Annotated in this window: 15 protein-coding genes and 1 pseudogene; 8 read left to right on the top strand and 8 right to left on the bottom strand. The window is 50.6% G+C overall.

The window, feature by feature from the left end:
• Positions 1–204: 204 nt before the first annotated feature.
• The 3 genes from E3E29_RS10060 to E3E29_RS10050 all read right to left on the bottom strand — a co-directional run bounded on the left by E3E29_RS10060 (position 205) and on the right by E3E29_RS10050 (position 2868).
• Positions 205–534: a hypothetical protein gene (locus E3E29_RS10060; RefSeq protein ID WP_167910863.1), complete on the bottom strand. Its 330-nt coding sequence runs from the start codon at positions 532–534 to the stop codon at positions 205–207.
• Positions 535–652: 118 nt separating this feature from the next.
• A complete protein-coding gene (locus E3E29_RS10055) occupies positions 653–1528 on the bottom strand; it encodes an alpha/beta hydrolase (RefSeq protein WP_167910862.1) in 876 nt (291 codons plus the stop codon).
• Between the two features lie 2 nt (positions 1529–1530).
• Complete coding sequence (locus E3E29_RS10050; RefSeq protein WP_167910861.1) at positions 1531–2868, bottom strand: MFS transporter; 1338 nt, start codon at positions 2866–2868, stop codon at positions 1531–1533.
• Positions 2869–3111: 243 nt separating this feature from the next.
• On the opposite strand from E3E29_RS10050, the gene E3E29_RS10045 reads away from it, so the two are divergent.
• The 6 genes and pseudogenes from E3E29_RS10045 to E3E29_RS10020 all read left to right on the top strand — a co-directional run bounded on the left by E3E29_RS10045 (position 3112) and on the right by E3E29_RS10020 (position 9331).
• Complete coding sequence (locus E3E29_RS10045) at positions 3112–3819, top strand: glycerophosphodiester phosphodiesterase family protein (protein ID WP_167910860.1); 708 nt, start codon at positions 3112–3114, stop codon at positions 3817–3819.
• Positions 3803–4546 carry a glycerophosphodiester phosphodiesterase family protein gene (locus tag E3E29_RS10040; RefSeq protein WP_167910859.1) on the top strand — a complete coding sequence of 248 codons (744 nt, stop codon included), beginning with the start codon at positions 3803–3805 and terminating at the stop codon, positions 4544–4546. The genes E3E29_RS10045 and E3E29_RS10040 overlap by 17 nt, the downstream gene beginning before the upstream one ends.
• Before the next feature lie 45 nt (positions 4547–4591).
• Positions 4592–6080: pseudogene (gene glpK / locus E3E29_RS10035) on the top strand (glycerol kinase GlpK).
• Positions 6081–6231: 151 nt separating this feature from the next.
• Positions 6232–7722, top strand: coding sequence for an NAD(P)/FAD-dependent oxidoreductase (locus tag E3E29_RS10030; protein WP_167910858.1), 1491 nt, complete (start codon positions 6232–6234; stop codon positions 7720–7722).
• Positions 7722–8987 carry an NAD(P)/FAD-dependent oxidoreductase gene (locus tag E3E29_RS10025; RefSeq protein ID WP_240922852.1) on the top strand — a complete coding sequence of 422 codons (1266 nt, stop codon included), beginning with the start codon at positions 7722–7724 and terminating at the stop codon, positions 8985–8987. Before E3E29_RS10030 ends, E3E29_RS10025 begins: the two co-directional genes overlap by 1 nt.
• Complete coding sequence (locus E3E29_RS10020; RefSeq protein ID WP_167910857.1) at positions 8984–9331, top strand: DUF1667 domain-containing protein; 348 nt, start codon at positions 8984–8986, stop codon at positions 9329–9331. Before E3E29_RS10025 ends, E3E29_RS10020 begins: the two co-directional genes overlap by 4 nt.
• A gap of 105 nt (positions 9332–9436) precedes the next feature.
• Here the strand turns inward: E3E29_RS10020 and E3E29_RS10015 are convergent, their stop codons facing one another.
• The 3 genes from E3E29_RS10015 to E3E29_RS10005 all read right to left on the bottom strand — a co-directional run bounded on the left by E3E29_RS10015 (position 9437) and on the right by E3E29_RS10005 (position 12765).
• Positions 9437–10288 (bottom strand): hypothetical protein, encoded by an 852-nt coding sequence (locus E3E29_RS10015; RefSeq protein ID WP_167910856.1) that lies wholly within the window; start codon positions 10286–10288, stop codon positions 9437–9439.
• Between the two features lie 256 nt (positions 10289–10544).
• The gene (locus tag E3E29_RS10010) at positions 10545–12077 is read right to left on the bottom strand and encodes a hypothetical protein (protein WP_167910855.1); all 1533 of its coding nucleotides are present in this window, start codon (positions 12075–12077) and stop codon (positions 10545–10547) included.
• 124 nt (positions 12078–12201) lie between these two features.
• A complete protein-coding gene (locus E3E29_RS10005; protein ID WP_167910908.1) occupies positions 12202–12765 on the bottom strand; it encodes a hypothetical protein in 564 nt (187 codons plus the stop codon).
• A gap of 99 nt (positions 12766–12864) precedes the next feature.
• Between E3E29_RS10005 and E3E29_RS10000 the strand changes: the two genes are divergently transcribed.
• Entirely contained in the window at positions 12865–15099 is a 2235-nt protein-coding gene (locus E3E29_RS10000; RefSeq protein WP_167910854.1) for a hypothetical protein, read from the top strand.
• The gene (locus E3E29_RS09995; protein ID WP_206205878.1) at positions 15089–17284 is read left to right on the top strand and encodes a glycosyltransferase family 39 protein; all 2196 of its coding nucleotides are present in this window, start codon (positions 15089–15091) and stop codon (positions 17282–17284) included. Before E3E29_RS10000 ends, E3E29_RS09995 begins: the two co-directional genes overlap by 11 nt.
• Here E3E29_RS09995 and E3E29_RS12100 read toward each other — a convergent pair.
• Together E3E29_RS12100 and E3E29_RS09985 are read right to left on the bottom strand one after the other, a co-directional pair.
• Positions 17274–17471 (bottom strand): class III signal peptide-containing protein, encoded by a 198-nt coding sequence (locus E3E29_RS12100; RefSeq protein WP_167910852.1) that lies wholly within the window; start codon positions 17469–17471, stop codon positions 17274–17276. The two genes, E3E29_RS09995 and E3E29_RS12100, sit on opposite strands and share 11 nt — an antisense overlap.
• A 69-nt stretch (positions 17472–17540) precedes the next feature.
• Positions 17541–17738 carry a class III signal peptide-containing protein gene (locus tag E3E29_RS09985; RefSeq protein WP_167910851.1) on the bottom strand — a complete coding sequence of 66 codons (198 nt, stop codon included), beginning with the start codon at positions 17736–17738 and terminating at the stop codon, positions 17541–17543.
• Positions 17739–17996 lie beyond the last annotated feature (258 nt).

The following is a 17996-nucleotide window of genomic DNA, read 5'->3' as shown; positions in this document are numbered from 1 at the left end:
GGGGTCGGCCAGTGCCAGTCTCTTCATCCGGTAGCAATCAGACCGGTAAACGCTCTTCATCCCCCGTTAGGGTTTCCGGTTGCTTTTTAAAAGGGTTCTCCAAAATAGGAGAGGCCGATGACGAGCGTTAGCCACACTGAACGGTGAGGAGAAGGGGGTTAGCCGAGGCCGTGTGTCCTTCTGCCTTGCTGGGAAAGTGATTTATCAGTAGAGCTTCCCGCCCTCTTCCCTGAGCTTCTCGCGCTCTTTCTCAAGCTTTTTCTTTCCCTCAAAGAGCTTTGCCCTGTTGTGATAGCCTACTCTACTGAGTAACGTAGTCGCTGTGTTCATAAAACGGCCGGCGAATGCTGCAATTAGCGATGCAACGACCAACAACGCCACGAAGAAGCCCGCTTCGCTTTTGGTGTATCCTACGAGTATCATGCTGTAGATTATTCCACCGAAGATGAACAGGAAAACGCCCCCAATGACCCCAACAATTAGGAGCTTGTACCCGTATCTCTCCATGAACAATGCGAAGTCCATACCTCTCACCGTGGTTAGGTGTGGTTAGGTTGTATTTATGCTTTTTGGGCAAAAATGGGTTAAACGTTGTTAGCCTTCACTGGGGTTGTCACAATTAGAAAACAAAAGGGATGGAAAACCTCAGGCTTCAGAGGTACTTCCTCAGGAACTCCCCAACCTTCGCCTTCCACTCCTCTGGGTGGAACTTGAGGGTTCTGACGTGTGCCGCGTCCGTGATCCAGAGCTCGACGTCCGGGTTAACCTTCCTGTTCCTCTCGTAGAACTCCCTAACCTCCTTAACCTTGATAAGGGGGTCTTTGTCTCCCTGTATCAAGAGAAGGGGCTTTCTAACTTTCTCCGCATAAGATATGGTGTCCCTTGGAATACCTCCGAAGAGCCCGCTGAACGGCTTGACGAGGGAGTAGAGCCACTGAGGCAGGTTGGCGAAGTAGGTTAAGCTTCTCGCGCTCGTCTTGTCCATGTAGATCGGCGGGGAATCTGCAACGCCGCAGCAGGCCCCTGGAACATCGACCAGCGAGCGTATCGTGACGATTGCGCCCATGGAGAAGCCGATAATGGCCACCTTCTCGGCCTTCTCGGGCTGGTTCTTTTTCAGCCATGCGATTGCCGCCTTGACGTCCTTTATCTCGTCCTCTCCCACTCCAGTGTACTTGCCCTCGCTCTTTCCGTGGGCACGGAAGTCGAAGGTGAGGACGTTATAACCCTCTTTGAGGAGAAACTCCGTGAGGGGCTTCATGTAAACGTCGTCCCATCTGCTCCTCGTATAGCCGTGGAGGGGGATGACCGTCTTATCGCTACCGTTGTCAATCCACCAGCCGCTCAGCTTAAGGCCGTCCTCCGTTTTGAATGTTATATCTTCGTAGTCGAAGCCAAAATCCTTAGGCGTCCAGTCCCCGATGAACCTGGGGGGTTTGGCCATCTTATATGCAATGAAGACGAGGAAGCCTAGAAGCAGAAAACCAAGGATGATCAAAATATAAATCAAAAGAAAGAGCCAGTGCATGGTCATACCTCCATCGTCTCCGTTTCGCCCTCTTTGGCTTTAGAGGAGATGTCTAGGTGCTTCATTTCCCAGACCAGGGGCAGGGAGATTATAATAAAGAGAGCCCCCACTGGGAAGAGGACGCGGTAGTTGTTGCCTGCGAGGTGAACTACGGCTCCGCCCAAAAGGCCCGCTATCATTACTGGGAACGACTTGGTAGCCTCGAAGACACCGTAGTAGCGGCCGTTGAAGGCTTCCTTCTGGTACTTTGTCAGCAGGTCACCGATGACCGGCCAGGAGGTTGCCATGAGCATTCCCCATCCGATTCCAGCGAATGCAATGAGGGCAGTTATCTGCATCTGCGTGTGGACGAACCACCCGAAGATGAAGGGTACCTCGAAGATTATTCCACTTATAAGGATTGACTTTCTCCTTCCTATCTTGTCATAGAGCGGGCCGCCGACTATCGCTCCCACGAGAACCACGAGGTTAAACAGTGCCATTATCGCGTTTCCGAGGGCGGTGACGTCGCTCGTCCCGAGGACGGACTCTAGGATTCCGAACATGAAGACCGCAATGAACTCAAAGCTCAACCACCAGAGCATCTGAGCAATGTAGAAGTTAAGAAAGTCCCTGTCGCCGATGATGTTCCTGAGGTACTCTCCAAGTCCCTCTTCGGGGGTTCCTTCAGGCACGGGCGGCTCTTTGATTCTGAGGAAAACGTAGACTCCTGATACTACCATGAAGAAAATGACGATTGCAAACGGTATCCAGAAGTTCCCGGCCTGTATCATGGCCTTTATTCCATCCTTGATGCCAGTCTCTTTAGTGGCACTGGCGGCGAGGAACGCTATGGTTCCGAAGAGTAGAAGGTTGGCCATCCACTCAAAAAGGGTGATTATTCCGCTGGCCTTGCCGCGTTCGCCGCTTCCAATAACGTCGGGCATGAGGGAGCGGTACTGTGCCACAAAGGAGTACATGAAGAGGTAGTACAGTGCTAGGAGCACCGCAAAGACGCCGAGTGATACCCCTCCAACGTAGAGCAGGTATATAAGCGCGGTCGTCACGGCAACGAGCATTGAACCTGCGAAGATGAAGGGAACCCTCCTACCCCTCTTGGAGCGGTGTATATCGCTGTAATAACCGAGTATTGGGGGTATGAGAAGGCCCATGAGACCTTGAATGGACAGAATCGCTCCGATTATAGTCGGTGCGTTGGTGTATTTGACCTCGAGTAATTTGAATGTGAGCCCTTTGTTCAGGGCCCAGCCGGTACTCATACTGAAACCAACGAGCGCTATACTCAGGATAACGCCCCAATTGAACTTTTTCCCCTTTCCTTCCTCTATCCTCGATTCCATTATTGATACCTCCCGTATCTTCTAATCCATCAATGCCCCTATATAGACTATTTGGAATATACACCGCTTAATGCAAAATGGCCTTTTTACTTTTTCGGTTGCAATCTAGGGCTGAGTAAAGCTCCTTTAGATTTATGCGTGTATAAATGAGGTCGTTTATATAATGAACGTTTTGGGTCATCCATTATTAGAGAGGCATGGAAGAACAGAAACGGGTTTAAACACCTCCTCCTAGCTTTTCTTATGGTGCTCTTAATTGGTCACCGCGGTTTCAGAGGAAGACTTGAGAACACGGTTCCGGCGTTTCGAAGGGCGCTGAGGTACGCCGACGGGATAGAATTCGACGTCTGGGAAACGGGTGATGGGAAAATAGTCATCACCCATGACGGAGAGGTGGGAGGAATCCCCGTTAAGTCGCTCACCCTCCGGGAGGTTCTCCGGACGGATAGAGCAATCCCCACACTCACGCGGGTTCTCCGGGAGTTTAGATCTGCTTTCATGGACGTCGACGTGAAGGATATCGATGCCGTCGAGGGGTCGGTAAGGCTGGTCGAGCGCTTTGGAGTGGACGCGGTTTTCTCGGCCGACAAACCGGGACTGGTCCGCTCCCTCCAGAAGGAGTGCCCCGACTGCAGGGTTGGCTTCTCAATAACCGGGTACTGGGGAGCGCTGGTATTACCATCCCTAAGGGGTATCTACTCCCTCCACGTTCCAATAGACGCCGTTTCATACGTTGGCTTCAGGAACATGGTGGCAATTCTCAGGATTGCCTGGAAAAGGGGACTCAAGATTTTTCTCTGGAACTACAGAATGGACGAGCTCACGTGGGTTCCAAGGTTCCTTCCCTTCGTCGATGGGGTAATCGCGGATAATCCCGCCAGGATGAGGAAAGTTTTATTAGAAGCCCCTACAAAGGACCGGGGAGGTGAAGCATGTGGTGAACTGGAATAAAACCCTGGTTCTTGGACATAGGGGCTACTCCGCGAAGTACCCCGAGAACACCCTTCTGGCGTTTAGAAAGGCCATTGAAGCCGGTGCCGACGGTGTTGAGCTTGACGTCTGGCTGACAAAGGACGGGGAAGTGGTGGTTATCCACGACGATTCCGTTGACAGGGTGAGCAGCGGAACCGGCAAGGTCAAGGAGATGACGCTTGAGGAGCTCAAGTCCCTCGACTTCGGAAACGGGGAGAAAATCCTCACTCTTGAGGAGGTCTTCAAGGCCCTTCCCGATGCCATCATCAACGTCGAGCTCAAGGACATCGATGCAGTGAAGAAGACTGCGGAGCTGATAAAGGCGAACAACCCTGAGAGGATACTCGTTTCGTCCTTCAACATCGATGCCCTGAGGGAGTACAGAAAGTACGACGCGGAGACCAAGCTGGGAATCCTCATCGAGAAGGAGGAGACGCTGGCGCAGCTTCCTCAGCTCATAGCGGAGCTCAAGCCGTGGTCGCTCAACCCCCCGATTGATGCGATGGCCATCCTCGGCGTTGAGAAAACCGTTGGAGCCCTCCAAATGGCAAAGGGAGCCGGCCTCAGGATAGTTCTCTGGCCGCTCAACGAGGAGCTCTACTACGCCAACGACAACCTTGTTAGGCTTGGCGGTCTCTTTGACGTTCTCATTGTTAATGACGTTGAGAGGATGATCAGTTATCTCCGGGGTCTTGGCCTCAAGTGAGCAAGTCTAATAAGTGTTTCTTCTTATTTTCCTTTAGGTGGTATCATGGAGCGCTTCATACTTTCCCTTGACGAGGGGACTACATCGGCGAGGGCCATACTATTCGACAGGGAGAGCAACATCCACGGGGTAGGTCAGTATGAGTTTCCCCAGCACTATCCTAAAACCCGGATGGGTCGAGCACAACCCAGAGGAGATATGGGATGCCCAGTTCAGGGCGATAAAAACTGCCATTGAAAGGGCCAGGATCAAGCCGAGTCAGATAGCCGCGATAGGAATAACCAACCAGCGTGAAACAACGCTCGTCTGGGATAGGGAGGGCAAACCGCTCTACAACGCCATAGTCTGGCAGTGCAGGAGAACGGCCGAGATGGTCGAGGAGATAAAGCGCGAGTATGGGAACATGATAAAGGAAAAGACCGGCCTCGTTCCCGATGCCTACTTCTCGGCCTCAAAACTCAGGTGGCTCCTCGACAACGTCCCGGGTTTAAGAGAGAAGGCCGAGAAAGGCGATGTCATGTTTGGGACCGTTGATACCTTCCTCATCTACCGCCTCACGGGGGAGCACGTTACCGATTACTCCAACGCCTCAAGGACGATGCTCTTCAACATAAAGAAGCTCGACTGGGACGATGAGCTCCTTGAGCTCTTCGGGGTTCCGGAGAGCGTTCTCCCGGAGGTTAAAGGATCGAGTGAGGTCTATGGCTACACTAAGAAAGAACTCCTTGGCGCTGAAATCCCTGTCAGTGGTGATGCCGGCGACCAGCAGGCTGCCCTCTTCGGTCAGGCGGCTTTTGAGACTGGAATGGTCAAGGCAACCTACGGAACGGGGAGCTTCATCCTCGCGAACACGGGCAAGATGGTGCGCTACTCTGACAACCTGCTCACAACGATTGCGTGGGGTCTCGAGAGGAAGGTTTCCTACGCCCTTGAGGGAAGTGTCTTCATAACCGGTGCAGCTGTCCAGTGGCTCCGCGATGGAATAAAAATCATCAAGCATGCTTCTGAGACGGAAGAACTCGCTAGAAAGCTTGAGAGCAACGAGGGAGTTTATTTTGTCCCGGCCTTTGTGGGTCTCGGTGCACCTTACTGGGATCAGTTCGCCCGCGGGATGATAATCGGAATAACGCGTGGCACCGGCAGGGAGCACCTGGCAAGGGCGACGCTCGAAGCCATAGCCTACCTCACAAGAGATGTCGTTGAGGAGATGGAGAAGCTCGTTCAGATCAGGGATCTCCGTGTCGACGGAGGAGCCACCGCAAACAACTTCCTCATGCAGTTCCAGGCGGATATCTTGAACAGGAGGGTCATCAGACCCGTCGTGAAGGAGACCACTGCCCTTGGAGCGGCTTACCTCGCGGGACTGGCGGTTGGCTATTGGGATAGTGTTGATGAGATATCCGAGCTCTGGAAGGCTGAGAAGGTCTTCGAGCCGGGGATGGGCGAGGAGACTAGGGGGAGGCTCTACAACGGCTGGAAGGAGGCAGTAAAAAGGGCGAGGGGCTGGACGAAGGTCGTTGGGGCCGAAGGCTGATGAACATAACTGTCCATTTTTCTGGTGTCCACCCCTGTCTTTCCTTTTCATGCCTGAAAACGTTCTTTGGTTTCTTTTAAGCTAAACTAAAGGTTAGAGAAAGCTTTAAAACCCGAAAATCAGTTTTTCGTTTTAGTTTGGAGGTGTGAGTATGAAGACAAAAGTGGCTATTATAGGCGCCGGAATAAGCGGCGCGAGTATAGCGCGCGTCCTAAGCAAATACGAGAACCTTGAGGTTCATCTCATAGAGAAAGCCCCCGACGTCGGCTGGGGTGTCAGTAAAGCCAACACTGCCCTGATACACGGCGGCTACGACGACGACCCGGAAAGGTATCCAGTGCGCGCAAAGCTCTGCATAAGGGGAAACCGCCTGTGGCACCAGTGGGTCAAGGAACTCCAGATAGCCCACGTCTGGAACGGTGCTTTGATAGTCGCGACGCAGGAGGAGGACTTCGACGAGCTTGAGAAGCTTTTGGAGCGCGGCCATAGGAACGGCGTCCCCGAGATGAGGATTATTGATAGTGAAGAGCTCTTCCCCCTCGAGCCGGGCCTTACGAAAGATGCAATAGGCGCTCTGTGGGTTCCCATCGTCGGCCAGATAGCTCCCATTCCAGCAGTTATAGCCCTCGTTGAGAACGCCGTCGCAAACGGAGTTAAGACCCATCTCGAGACGGAGGTTAGGGGCATAAAGGTCAAGAACGGTGAAGTTAAGGGTGTTGAGACAAACAGCGGCTTCATCGAGGCGGACATCGTCATCAATGCGGCGGGTCTCTACGCGGACAAAATTGCCCGGATGGCCGGGATAGACTACTTCGAGATACACCCGAGGAAGGGAGAGTACTTCCTCTTCGACGACACCGTTCCGGGACCGAACCACGTTCTTTTCCCGACTCCAACGCCGATAAGCAAGGGAATAGTGGTTACCACAGAGGTCAGCGGTCACCTGATGATAGGACCAAACGCACAGGACCTTCCGCCTGAGGAGAAAGAGAACTTTGCCACAACAGCGGAGGGCCTTGAAAAGGTTTGGGAAGGTTCGAAGAAGCTGTGGCCTCAGCTGCCTCCGAAGAGCAAGGTGATAAGGACCTTCGCAGGGTTAAGGCCCGAGCCAACAGGAGGGGACTTCATAATCACAGCTGAGGAAGAAGTTGGTGGATTCATCAATGTCGCGGGAATACGCTCTCCGGGACTAACAAGCGCTCCTGCCATAGCCTACGAGGTCAGGGACATAATCCAGCGCGACCTTGGAGTAAATCTTGTGGAGAAGGAGAAGTGGAACCCCTATAGGAAGGAGATAACGCACTTCTTCATGCTCCCGCCGGAGAAGGCGAACGAGCTGATAAAGGGGAACCCCTCCTATGGAAAGATAGTCTGCAGGTGCAACCACGTGAGCGAGGGAGACATCCTTGAGGCCATCGAGAGGATGAAATTCATAGGCGTTAAAACGCCGAGCGTCGATTCCGTCAAGTTCAGAACTAAAGCGACAACTGGAACCTGTCAGGGGAGCTTTTGCAGGCCCAAGATTGTCCAGCTTCTTGCCAGGGAGTACGGCGTCGAGCCCTGGAAGATCACTCTGAAAGGAAGGGGAAGTGAGATTGGAATTGGAGACGTTAAGGCCATTCTCAGGGGGGAGGAAGCATGATGGAGCCGATGCCTCAGATTCCGATGCTCAGCTACGACGTTGTCGTCATCGGCGGCGGTCCGGCCGGAATGGCAGCCGCGGCAAAAACCAAGGAGCTCGGGCTCAACGTGCTCCTCCTCGACGAGAACGATTATCTGGGCGGAATCCTTCCGCAGTGCATCCACCCAGGCTTCGGCCTCCACTACTTTAAGGAAGAGCTGACCGGGCCAGAGTTCGCGGCGAGGCTGGCGAAGCGCCTGGTGGAGCTTGGCGTGGAGTACAGAACCTCTGCTAGGGTGCTTGAGATAAAGAACTACTCCGATTTGGAAAAAGTTGTGATATTTACCTCTCCAAGCGGGGTCTATCAGGTCTGGGCGAAGGCAATTATCTACGCCGCCGGAGCGAGGGAGAGGCACGCCTTTGAGATTGGCATAGTCGGAGACCGTGTCGCTGGGATTTACACGGCGGGAGAGGCTCAAACGCTCATGGACATCTACGGAGTCCTCCCAGGCAAAGAAGTCGTAATAGTCGGCTCTGGAGACGTCGGCCTGATAATGGCTCGCAGGTTTGCCCTCGAAGGCGCGAAGGTTAAGGCCGTCATTGAACTCATGCCCTACCCCGGAGGTCTTGCTAGGAACGTCATGATACTGCGGGATTTCAACATCCCGCTCTACCTGGGCCACAAGGTAGTTGAAGTCCGGGGGAAGGGTAGAGTTCAGAGGGTGAAGGTCGTTAAGGTGGACGAGAACCTCAGTGAAGTCCCGGGGAGCGAGTTCTGGATCGAGGCTGACACTCTGGTTATCTCCGCCGGCTTGGTTCCGAGCGTCAAGAAGCTCAGGAAGATTGGTGTAGAGATAGACTCCTCAACAGGCGGGCCGATCGTGAACGACCGCATTGAGACGAGCGTTCCTGGGATATTCGTGGCCGGAAACGCCCTTCTCATAAACGACCTCGTTGATTACGTGGCCGATCAGGGGGAGCTTGCTGCTGAGAGTGCCGAGGAGTTCATCAAGAACGGAGGAATAGAGAGCAGGAAATGGGTAAAGGTTGAGAAGGGTCAGAACGTGCGCCTGATTGCCCCGCACTATCTCAGTGGTGACAGGGATGTTTACCTCTACCTCCGTGTCGCCAGACCGATGGAGAACGTCGAACTCAGGATTCCGGAAATTGAGAAAAAGCTCAGGCTTTCAGTTGTTAATCCCGCCGAGATGGTAAGGCTCAAACTGAAAGCCGAGGAGATTCAAAAGGCCGGCGAAAAGCTCACCGTTGAGGTGGTGAGGGTATGAAAGTTTACCGCTTTACCTGCATCGTCTGCCCCCTCGGATGCTCCATTGAAGTTGGGGTCGAAAACGGCGAGGTCAAAGACGTCAAGGGCTGTAGATGTCCGCGAGGTCAGGAATGGGCGGTAGAGGAAGTCACCAGTCCAAAGAGGGTCGTCATGAGCGTCGTTCCGGTTGAGGGGGGAGCCCTCCCAACGGTGAGCGTCAAGACGGCCGGGCCAGTTCCAAAGGAGGGGATACCCGAGCTGATGAAGTTCCTGGCTGGGCTGAAGCTCAAGGCACCGGTCGAGATCGGTCAGGTCGTCGCCGAGTGGGAAGGGATAAAGATAGTGGCCACGAGGGGCGCTTAGCCGGGTATACCCCTACTTTTTTGTTTGTTCTTTTCCATTGGCCAAAATTCTAAGCGATTTTAGAAGAGGTCGGTGAAAGAATAGAAAGAGGAAAGTTCTTATCTATCATCCTTCAAACGGTGATCTGAGTAATGGCCTTGCCTCGTCAACTCCCTGCGGCTTCGTTATGTTCAGCGGCTTGTTGATGCTGAATATCCTCTCGCTGTCCTGTATTATCAATTCCATGCTTGGATTGCTGGAGCTCCTGTTAACTGTAGAGTTCACTATCATCGGCTGTGAAACGTGGAACGTCATCGTCAGGTTGAGGTAGTCCTTGAGGTAAACGGGAGTGCCGTCTTCTTTGAGACCCACCTCGATCCATCCCTCGTTTGTCTTGATGCTCATGTTCGCTTCCCCAGTCAGCTTGTGGAGGATACTGCTCCTGTTCAGGGCCTTCAGGAGCTCATTGAAGGTGATGTTTGTCCTGAACACGTAAAGGTCCCCCCTCTGCTCTATCTTTATGTCCTTCTCTTGTATGAGTTTTTCCAGGTATTTAATGTCGGCCTCCCCCTGATAGAGATCTTCATATTCCCGTGTTATGTTCCCGACGTCATACCAGGTTCCGTTAAAGCCCATAAACGCGCGTGTACCATTGACATATACCGCGAGGGGCACATGGAAGGTCTTATTTTGGGATTTAGATTTAGATTGTAATGTAATGTTTCCGTGGGCGAGGGAGACGTTCTTCGTGCCATCGATGAGGGCGCGGAGGGTTATATTTTCCCTAACGTCAAGAGTTTCGTTGGTCATCGGATCTTTCGCGTGCATGCTCACGGTGATGTTCTCTCCGTAGTCCATGCTGTTTATAGACTCCAGCGCGTTGAGGACTTTATCCTTCGTGAGTCCGGTTTTCTCTTCCACGCATCCACTTGCAAAGAGTACGAATCCAACCAGGAACAGTGCCAGTATCTTCTTCATATTACCACCTTACTATCCTAAGATGTTCAAATGAATATCGAGAAGAGCCCTTTAAATACTTTTCCTATCCAAATTTTGTAAACTATAGGAAATAGTGTGCAAAAATGGTAAGGACTTAAGGTTCATTTTGAATCTCCTTAACCAACCGATCATTTGAGGTAGAACCCTTAATGCTCGACATTCTAGACAAACGCTGAACCTGCTGATCATAAATCAGGCTTCTGATAGGGAAATCTCAATAAAAAGTAGAAGATAATCAAGTTTTGATTTCCGGAATTTCCACGTTTTCATTGACGTCATAGAATCTTGCTTTTACCCTGTACTTTATGGGGAGCAAAGTGGTCCCTGATCTAACAGTGTAAGAGACCTGGATGTCGTAGAATACAGGTGTGAAGTTTCTGGTAAAGTTGGCGCTGATGTAACCGCTTATATTTGATATTTCCATGTTTCCCGTCAGCGTCTCAGACTTTCCCACCTGGTATGAAAGACTTAATCCCAGAAGTTTCCTGCCTGAAAAAGGCGCGAGGGGAAGCATCTTTATGCTGGAAATGTTGGAATGAACCCAATAACCGTTCGGATTTTTCTGCACCGTGAAGTTGGAATGGAGAAGAACATCCATGAGGATTCTTTGGCTGAGCGTTGGGAACTGCCGGTATATCATACCCATTAAGGTGGTGTTTCCGATGCTATGGGGGCTAATAGGTAGGTTTGTGTTTCCTTCTAGAATATGAACTGTGCCGTTTTTTATGTAGACGGTACTGTTCATCAGGGTCATCTTCCCCATCAGGAGGGGATTAATGACGACTGAGGTAACGTTTGCGAGGGACTCATCGGTCTCTTTGTTAACCATGCTAGCAATGTGCATGAGATAAACATCCCAGATGGTTATGTTTGTTGTTTCTACTGTGTTGCCACTTAGGACGAAGGTTCCGGGCTGGAGGGCATAATAAACGCCGATGTAGAGGTCAGAGCGATAAGAACTCATGTTTTCAACGGGGGAGAGCATCTTTTCTTTGGCTAGAAAATTCAAGAGGCCCTTTGGGATCACTACCTTAACAGGCTGGTTTATCCTCTTTAAGTTGACTGTCTCATTGACCCTCATGTTAACCTCTGAATTCTTCCCTTGCTTTGTGATCTGGAGGTGGATCTCTATCCAGTAGGGGGTTCCATCCTCACGCAACTTTGCCTCTATCCAGCCACTTCCCGTCATGTTTTCAGTTTTAAGCAGATCCCCATTACCAGTCATCTTGAGAATGTCTCCGGGCGTAATGTTAGCACGGAAATAGTAACTTCCGTTGAGCTTTCTTATCCTGATGTTCTTCTCCTCTAAAAGCTTTTTGAGGTACTCAAGCTGTCCCGATGCGTTGGTTGCTCCAGTGAGGTTTACTCCCAGAGAGGCCTCCCCCTCAGAGAACTTTAGGTGTATACCGTTCTCTATCCACTCCCCAGAGACTTTGAGATAAGCTCTGCTTCCGTTGGTAAAGTACGGTATCTCAAGTGTTTTGCTAACCATTGGGTGGTTTGATCTGAGTCTAAATGAGATATTGCCATAGCTGATTTTCTTCACCCTATCCGCTACACCTCTGACGAGTATGAATTCGCTTGAGTTCCCCGTCATGTTAAGGAGGCGATAGGATGTAGTGGATGAGAGGTTGGCAGTGTACTCCAGTGTCTTGATGTTCTCAATCGCGTTTACAACTTTACTGGGGGTGAGTTCATCCTGGGTTCCTACACAGCCACTGGCAAAGAGAACGAGTCCTACAAGAAACATCGCAAGGACTCCCTTCATGGTATCACCTCGTAGTATTGTGAGGTTTGTGATATGCTCAGAGGTGGATTTTAAATATCTTTCTATCCATATTTTAGTAACTATCTACGTTAGTATGCAAAAAACGGAAAGAACAACTTCCCCACTACGAAAGTTTTTCCAGGGTCTCGCTGGCGATGTCGCCGAGTTTTACCCACTTCTTGCCCTCGAAGGGCAGTATCACCTTGTCTTCGACACCGACGAGGGACTTGACATCAGGTTCGAGCTCCTTGAGGCCCAGTTCCCCTATGATAACCAAGACGAAGCCTTTCTGATTTTTGTCTCCTTCTCTCAGGCTGCGAGCAACTTCTTCCACTATCCACGAGCGGTACTTCTTCATGAGCTCTGGATAGGCTTTGATTACTGAATAAGCCAATACCATTGCGTTTTCGCGCACGTAGGGGTTTTTTGATTCTACAAGGGCTAGAAGCTTCTTGAAGTTTTCCTCTTTGAGGTATTCCTTTAACAACTTGCTATCGCGCTCCAAAAGGTTCGTTATCGTCAGGAGAGCATCTCCAATCACTCCGGGGTTGTTTGAAGACAGCAGCTCAAAGAGCGCCTCCCTCACCTTCTTGTCCTTCAGCGCCTCCTCGATTAGAACCTCGAACTGTCCCTCCTCCAGCATCTTCTGGACTTTACCTTTTTTCAAGCCGAATGAGAGGAAACCCATTACAATCACCTGTTTCTGATTTGTCATTGAAGTTAAAATCCTTTTGGCTTCACCATCTAAGTTTATAAAATACTCGCGCTTTCATTCTGATGGGATGCAATGAAAGTTGATGCCATTGCGATAATCGGGATTATCACGATGTTGTTGTCCCTTGCGATACCCGGATCAGCCGGGGCTTTGCTTTTCACGCTTATTTTGGGGTACGGCCTCTCCCGTCTGATTTTTCTGGAGAACGAGAAGGCGCTTTTGAGTGCCCCCGTTTTTGGAATGGCCACCGTGGTGTTTTCTTCTTATCTCCTCAGTCTTGTGGGGGTGTCTCTTAATTACTTAGGTTTGTCCCTAGTGGTTATTGGAGTTATTCTATTTCTCCTAACACCACAAAGCACCGAATGGGAATTTGATCCACCGATGTGGGGAGTTCTATCTCTCTCCGTCTTTTTGCAGTTCCTGATCCGCCGTTTTTACTTCCTTCTCCCGGATTACAGGGCCGCGGATACGTGGTTCCATGCCTCCAAGGTTCGTATGATACTGGATTCTCACAGTTTGTATTTCTCAAACGTTCCCCAGTACTTTCCTAGGAGTATAGTCTCATACCCCTCAGGATACCATGCTTTTATCGCCTGGCTCTCTAGGGGAGATCCCTGGAACATCATATTCGCGATGAATGACCTCCGCCTCTTTGAGATTGCGTATCTTCCATTGGGCACATACCTTCTTGCCCGTTCTCTTGCTGGTAAGAGGGCGGCAGTTTTTGCGGCTCTCGTGGTCCCGTTTTCTGCCTTATACTATTACTTTGTCCAGTATGCACTTCTGCCAGCTTTCACCAACTATATGCTCTTCCTCGTGGCTTCGTTTGTATACGTCGAGGCGTTTCTGAAAAAAGAACGCCGTTTAATATGGGCCAGCGCCTTCCTTGCTTCCTTGGTTTTGCTGGTCCACCCATATCAATACATGGTATTTGAGGCCTTCGCCTTCTTTCTCCTTCTCAGGGAGGGATTCACCAGGGATAACCTCAGAATCTTCACTATCCAGCTCGCTGTTAGTGCTTTGCTCTACTACATTCTTACACCTGGAGCATCATCTTACGCCTCACGGGGGGCAGTTATGAACCCCGTTTATCCCAACAAGGACAATCTGAACTTTTTGCGCTTCATTCTTACATATACATTTGTGAATCACGGCCAGTTCTTCCTGGCGGCGGGATTCGTGCTTGCCCTTATTCTATCCCTCGCTCGGTGGAACCGGTCAGCTCCACTTTCCTTGACTTTCCTCTTTATGATTTTGGTTATCCTCGACAAAATCTTTCTGAGAATACCCATACCCTACTACTCCGCCATCTGGAACTCGGAGCGCGCGTTCCTGCTACTTACTCCTATCATACCTATCTTGGAGGGGATTGGAATCTATGAAATTGTATCATGGGTATCCTCAGCAGTGTCAAGGTATCCCATAAAGTTCGCTGGTAGGGTGAAGGTTTTGGTAGCCTTCTCCCTTGTTCTTATCTTCGTGGCTCCGGCGGTAGTACCCCTCTCAATCGAGCATATGGCGAGTGAGTCTTCCTACCTCCTGGATAGCGATGTGCTTTCTTCCATTCATTGGATTAGTTCCCATCTTGGAAACCAGACCGTGGCAACGGCCTGCGTCTTTGATTCCGGAAGATGGTTGCCCATCTTAACGGACACTCCAATAGTATGCGTAGCCAACAACAAGGGTTTGAAGGCCTCGGAGTACCGCGCCCTCCTCAACGGCACTCTAACGAGGTGGGCGTACCTCGATACGCGTGGGGCCGCCGAAATCGAACCCTATCCCCTTAATGTGGAGGACTTTTACAACCGCTTCCGTTTGGTATACTTTAAGGATGGAATCTGGCTTTTTGATGTCCGGAATCACAACACGAGCGGGAACATAAACCTTGTAAAAAGCTATTTTATGGTCAACGACTCAATCGACATTTCTAGGGGGCGGGGTGCCCTCCGCTATTTCGTTTACGGCTGGGTAATAAAAAATAGTGCCGCTCAAAGGATTCTTCTGGAAGGCGTTCCCTACGTGGCAACAGTAACGGGCAATGCTACGATAGCTTTTGTTCCGAAAAGAGATTATAGTGCATTGAAAGTCCTCCTCTCCGCTCCTGCTTCGGGAGTGGACTTCTACATAAACGGAGAGTATGCTGGCAGCTTTAAGCCGGTGAAAGACTATGTCCCTCAGTGGGTGACGGTAAACGGGAGGGTGCTTGGTGGGAAGCTTAACTTTTTAACCATCAGGACTCACCTTGAAGGTGGGGAAGCGTTGGGGGTCTGTTGCGTTAAACTGGAGGGAACTGGCGATGGATCGTAGGGATATTGTGTTTCTGTTTCCTGTTGCAGTGTACTTCCTCCTCAGGCTCCCCCTCCTCCATCCGATGAACGCCTACATGGACTACGATGAGGGAACGTACCTCCTAATGGCGAGGATGATAAACCACGGTCACCTACTCTACCGCGACATCTACGCCGTTCATCCCCCACTTTTTTATTACCTACTCGCCCTCTGGCTTCGGATTTTTGGGGACACGTACGTCATTGGAAGGCTCCTCTCCCTGACGTTTGGGCTTTTCTCCATCCTCGTTGCTTATTTCACGGGGAGGGAACTTAGGGACTGGAAACTTGGAACGGCTTTCTCCGTCCTGCTGGCATTTGATCCCCTCATGGTTCACATGAACACCGTGGTCTATCACGAGTCCTCCATTGAGTTCTTTACCCTGCTGTCCCTCTACTTCTTCATCCGCTATTTCAAAGAAAAAAGACCCCCCTTCGCATACTTATCACTCTTTGTGGCGGGAATTGGAAGCACCTCGAAGTTCACGATACTTCCATACCTGGCGGCTTTATATCTGGTTCTCCTCCTGGCGACCGATGAGCGGCTCTGGGATTATACCTCCCGTGTTTCGTCGGTTCTCTTCAGCCCCCGCCAGGGTGCGGTTATAGTCCTTTCATATCTGCTCATGGTGGCCCTGGTTGTTGTGACGGTGGTTATTCTTCCCTCAAACGTCGTTCGGAATATCCTTATTGTTCCGGGGATTCATTCAATCACCTTCCTGAACCAGAGAGTTTCTGTGGGAATCCTGCTGGCAATATGGGGTGTCCTCCTGATTTACGCCTTCAGGCTGAGCTACGTCCGGAAACTCTACACTTCGATTGTCCTCCTCCTAAAACGCTGGAGGGAGGCCTTCCTCCTTGCATCGTTCGTCATCCTGGGCAAGGCCATCATTGAGCTCCCCCTGGGTCTTCTCATAAGTGGTTCATACCTGAACCAGACGTATTTTGAACAGGGAAGCAGGTATTCTCCCATAATAAATCTTTTCAACCTCTTCGCGGGCTTTTTATCCAACCTGCAGAGTTCCTCTCCTGAGTTTTTGTACTCATACGTTCCTCTCCTTCTGCTTCTCGCGATCTATGCGTTTCTACGGCTTCACCACAGAACATCCTTAAACACTCCGCTGGCGAACCTTGGCGCTGCAAACCTTCTCTTCTACTTCTTTGTGGCCCCGGTTCTGCCAAACATGCGCTTTCTCTACCCAATGACGCTGGTTTTCTACCTGCTGCTCCTTGACTCGATAATGGCCTTTAACGTCCCAAAGAGGAAGCTCATGGCTTCTTTCACTGTCTTCCTTTTGGCCCTCTCCATTCTTGACATCGGGCTTGTGGCCAACATGCCAGCTGGAAAGCTGTCCCTTGCGTGGGAACCCCACACAAAGTCCCTCCGCGACGATCTTGGCGTTTATTTAATCTCACACAACATCAGCCGCTCGGATTTTTACTCCATAAATCCAATGACCGCCTACTATCTGCATCTGAGCGAACCGCCATATTACGTCGACAACTTTGGTCTCCTGTACCTCCAGAGAAACAGCGGGGTGGATTTCCTGAACACGCTTAGGGAGAAGAACGTTTCCAGGGTAGTGGTAGGCACGTGGGCTTATGCGATAGAAAAGGGGGACGCCACGCTTATGCGGAACTATGGGGGGCTTATCTCGGCGCTCCGGAATACCTCGACCCTTGAATTCGCCGAGTCGTACTCCGACGGTGGGGTCATAGAGCTGTATCATCTCCAAAATCTAAGCAGGAACCTGACGTTCTCCACGTTTAAGGGAAAGCTCTCCGTAATTGTCGGAGGAGTTCAGATAGGGCTGCTTTACCCCATTGTGGACAACAGAAGCTTTGATGAGAGGACCGTTATATCGGATGAAAGCAATACCTACAGGGTTGCCTTCTACTCAGATAATGATGGTGTTTCCTGCACTCTACTGGCTCTGGATGGGGGCGGCTTTTCTTTGAAATGCCCGAATGTGGACGAATTCTCAATCGAGTTCAAAAAAGAGCCAGTCCTGATTTCAAATGGACGACCTGCAAAGGAGGCTGTGGATGAGGCAATAATAGCCCTTCCCAACGCTGCGTTTAATATCTCCGGTGAAAAAATTGAAATGAAGGGGAGTTCTCTCCATGTACGGGGTGATACCATTAAAATAAAGGCTACCCGTTGATTTCGCCACTTGAAATGTTTCGGACCTTACTCATGACGCTGTTTACGTTGTCATTGTTCCTTTCAGTCTGGGTTTGAGCTGCGTTATGAGAAAACTTGGCGATATATCCTACCACAAGGACAACAATTGCTATAGTAGCTCCCAACACGAAAAGATACTCAACGCTGCCTTGGGCTTTTCTTTGCATTTAGCTCACCCGCTTAAAAATGGGAAAATATAGGTAATCAAATTCATTCTAACTTAAAACTCACTATTCTCAGGACTTGCTAGCATTATTAACTTCGCTGCTTATGGCGTTTGAGATCTGGCTGCCTATGCCGCCTATGGTTTTGTTGGCCTGGCTACCTGCGGTGCTGCCGGTGCTCCTGAGGTATCTGATAACCACTGCAACAATGATAAGCGCTGCCGCAATCATAAACAGATACTCAATTGCACCCTGGGCCTTCCTCTTCATTTCAAACCACCTCCAAGAGTTGCTTCATAACAACTGCGAAAATCGGGTTTAAATAGGTTTCTCTTCAATCCTGCTGGATATCCTAGCAAAAGTGAGCATACGTGGCTCTTCTTTAACCTATCAGTAAAGCCTTTGTAGAAATTACAAAATAGCCCGACTAATATCGTATTCTATCCATTTGCTTCAGCTGGCTTCATGAGATGATTATACCTACCATCCCTGGAACCTACAACCTTTATATATCTTTTGCACGAAGAT

Source organism: Thermococcus sp. Bubb.Bath (genome assembly GCF_012027595.1).
In the GTDB taxonomy this organism is placed as follows: Archaea; Methanobacteriota_B; Thermococci; order Thermococcales; family Thermococcaceae; genus Thermococcus.
The sequence above is the reverse complement of the archived record's forward strand: the minus strand, read 5'-3'. Positions and strand labels throughout refer to the sequence as shown.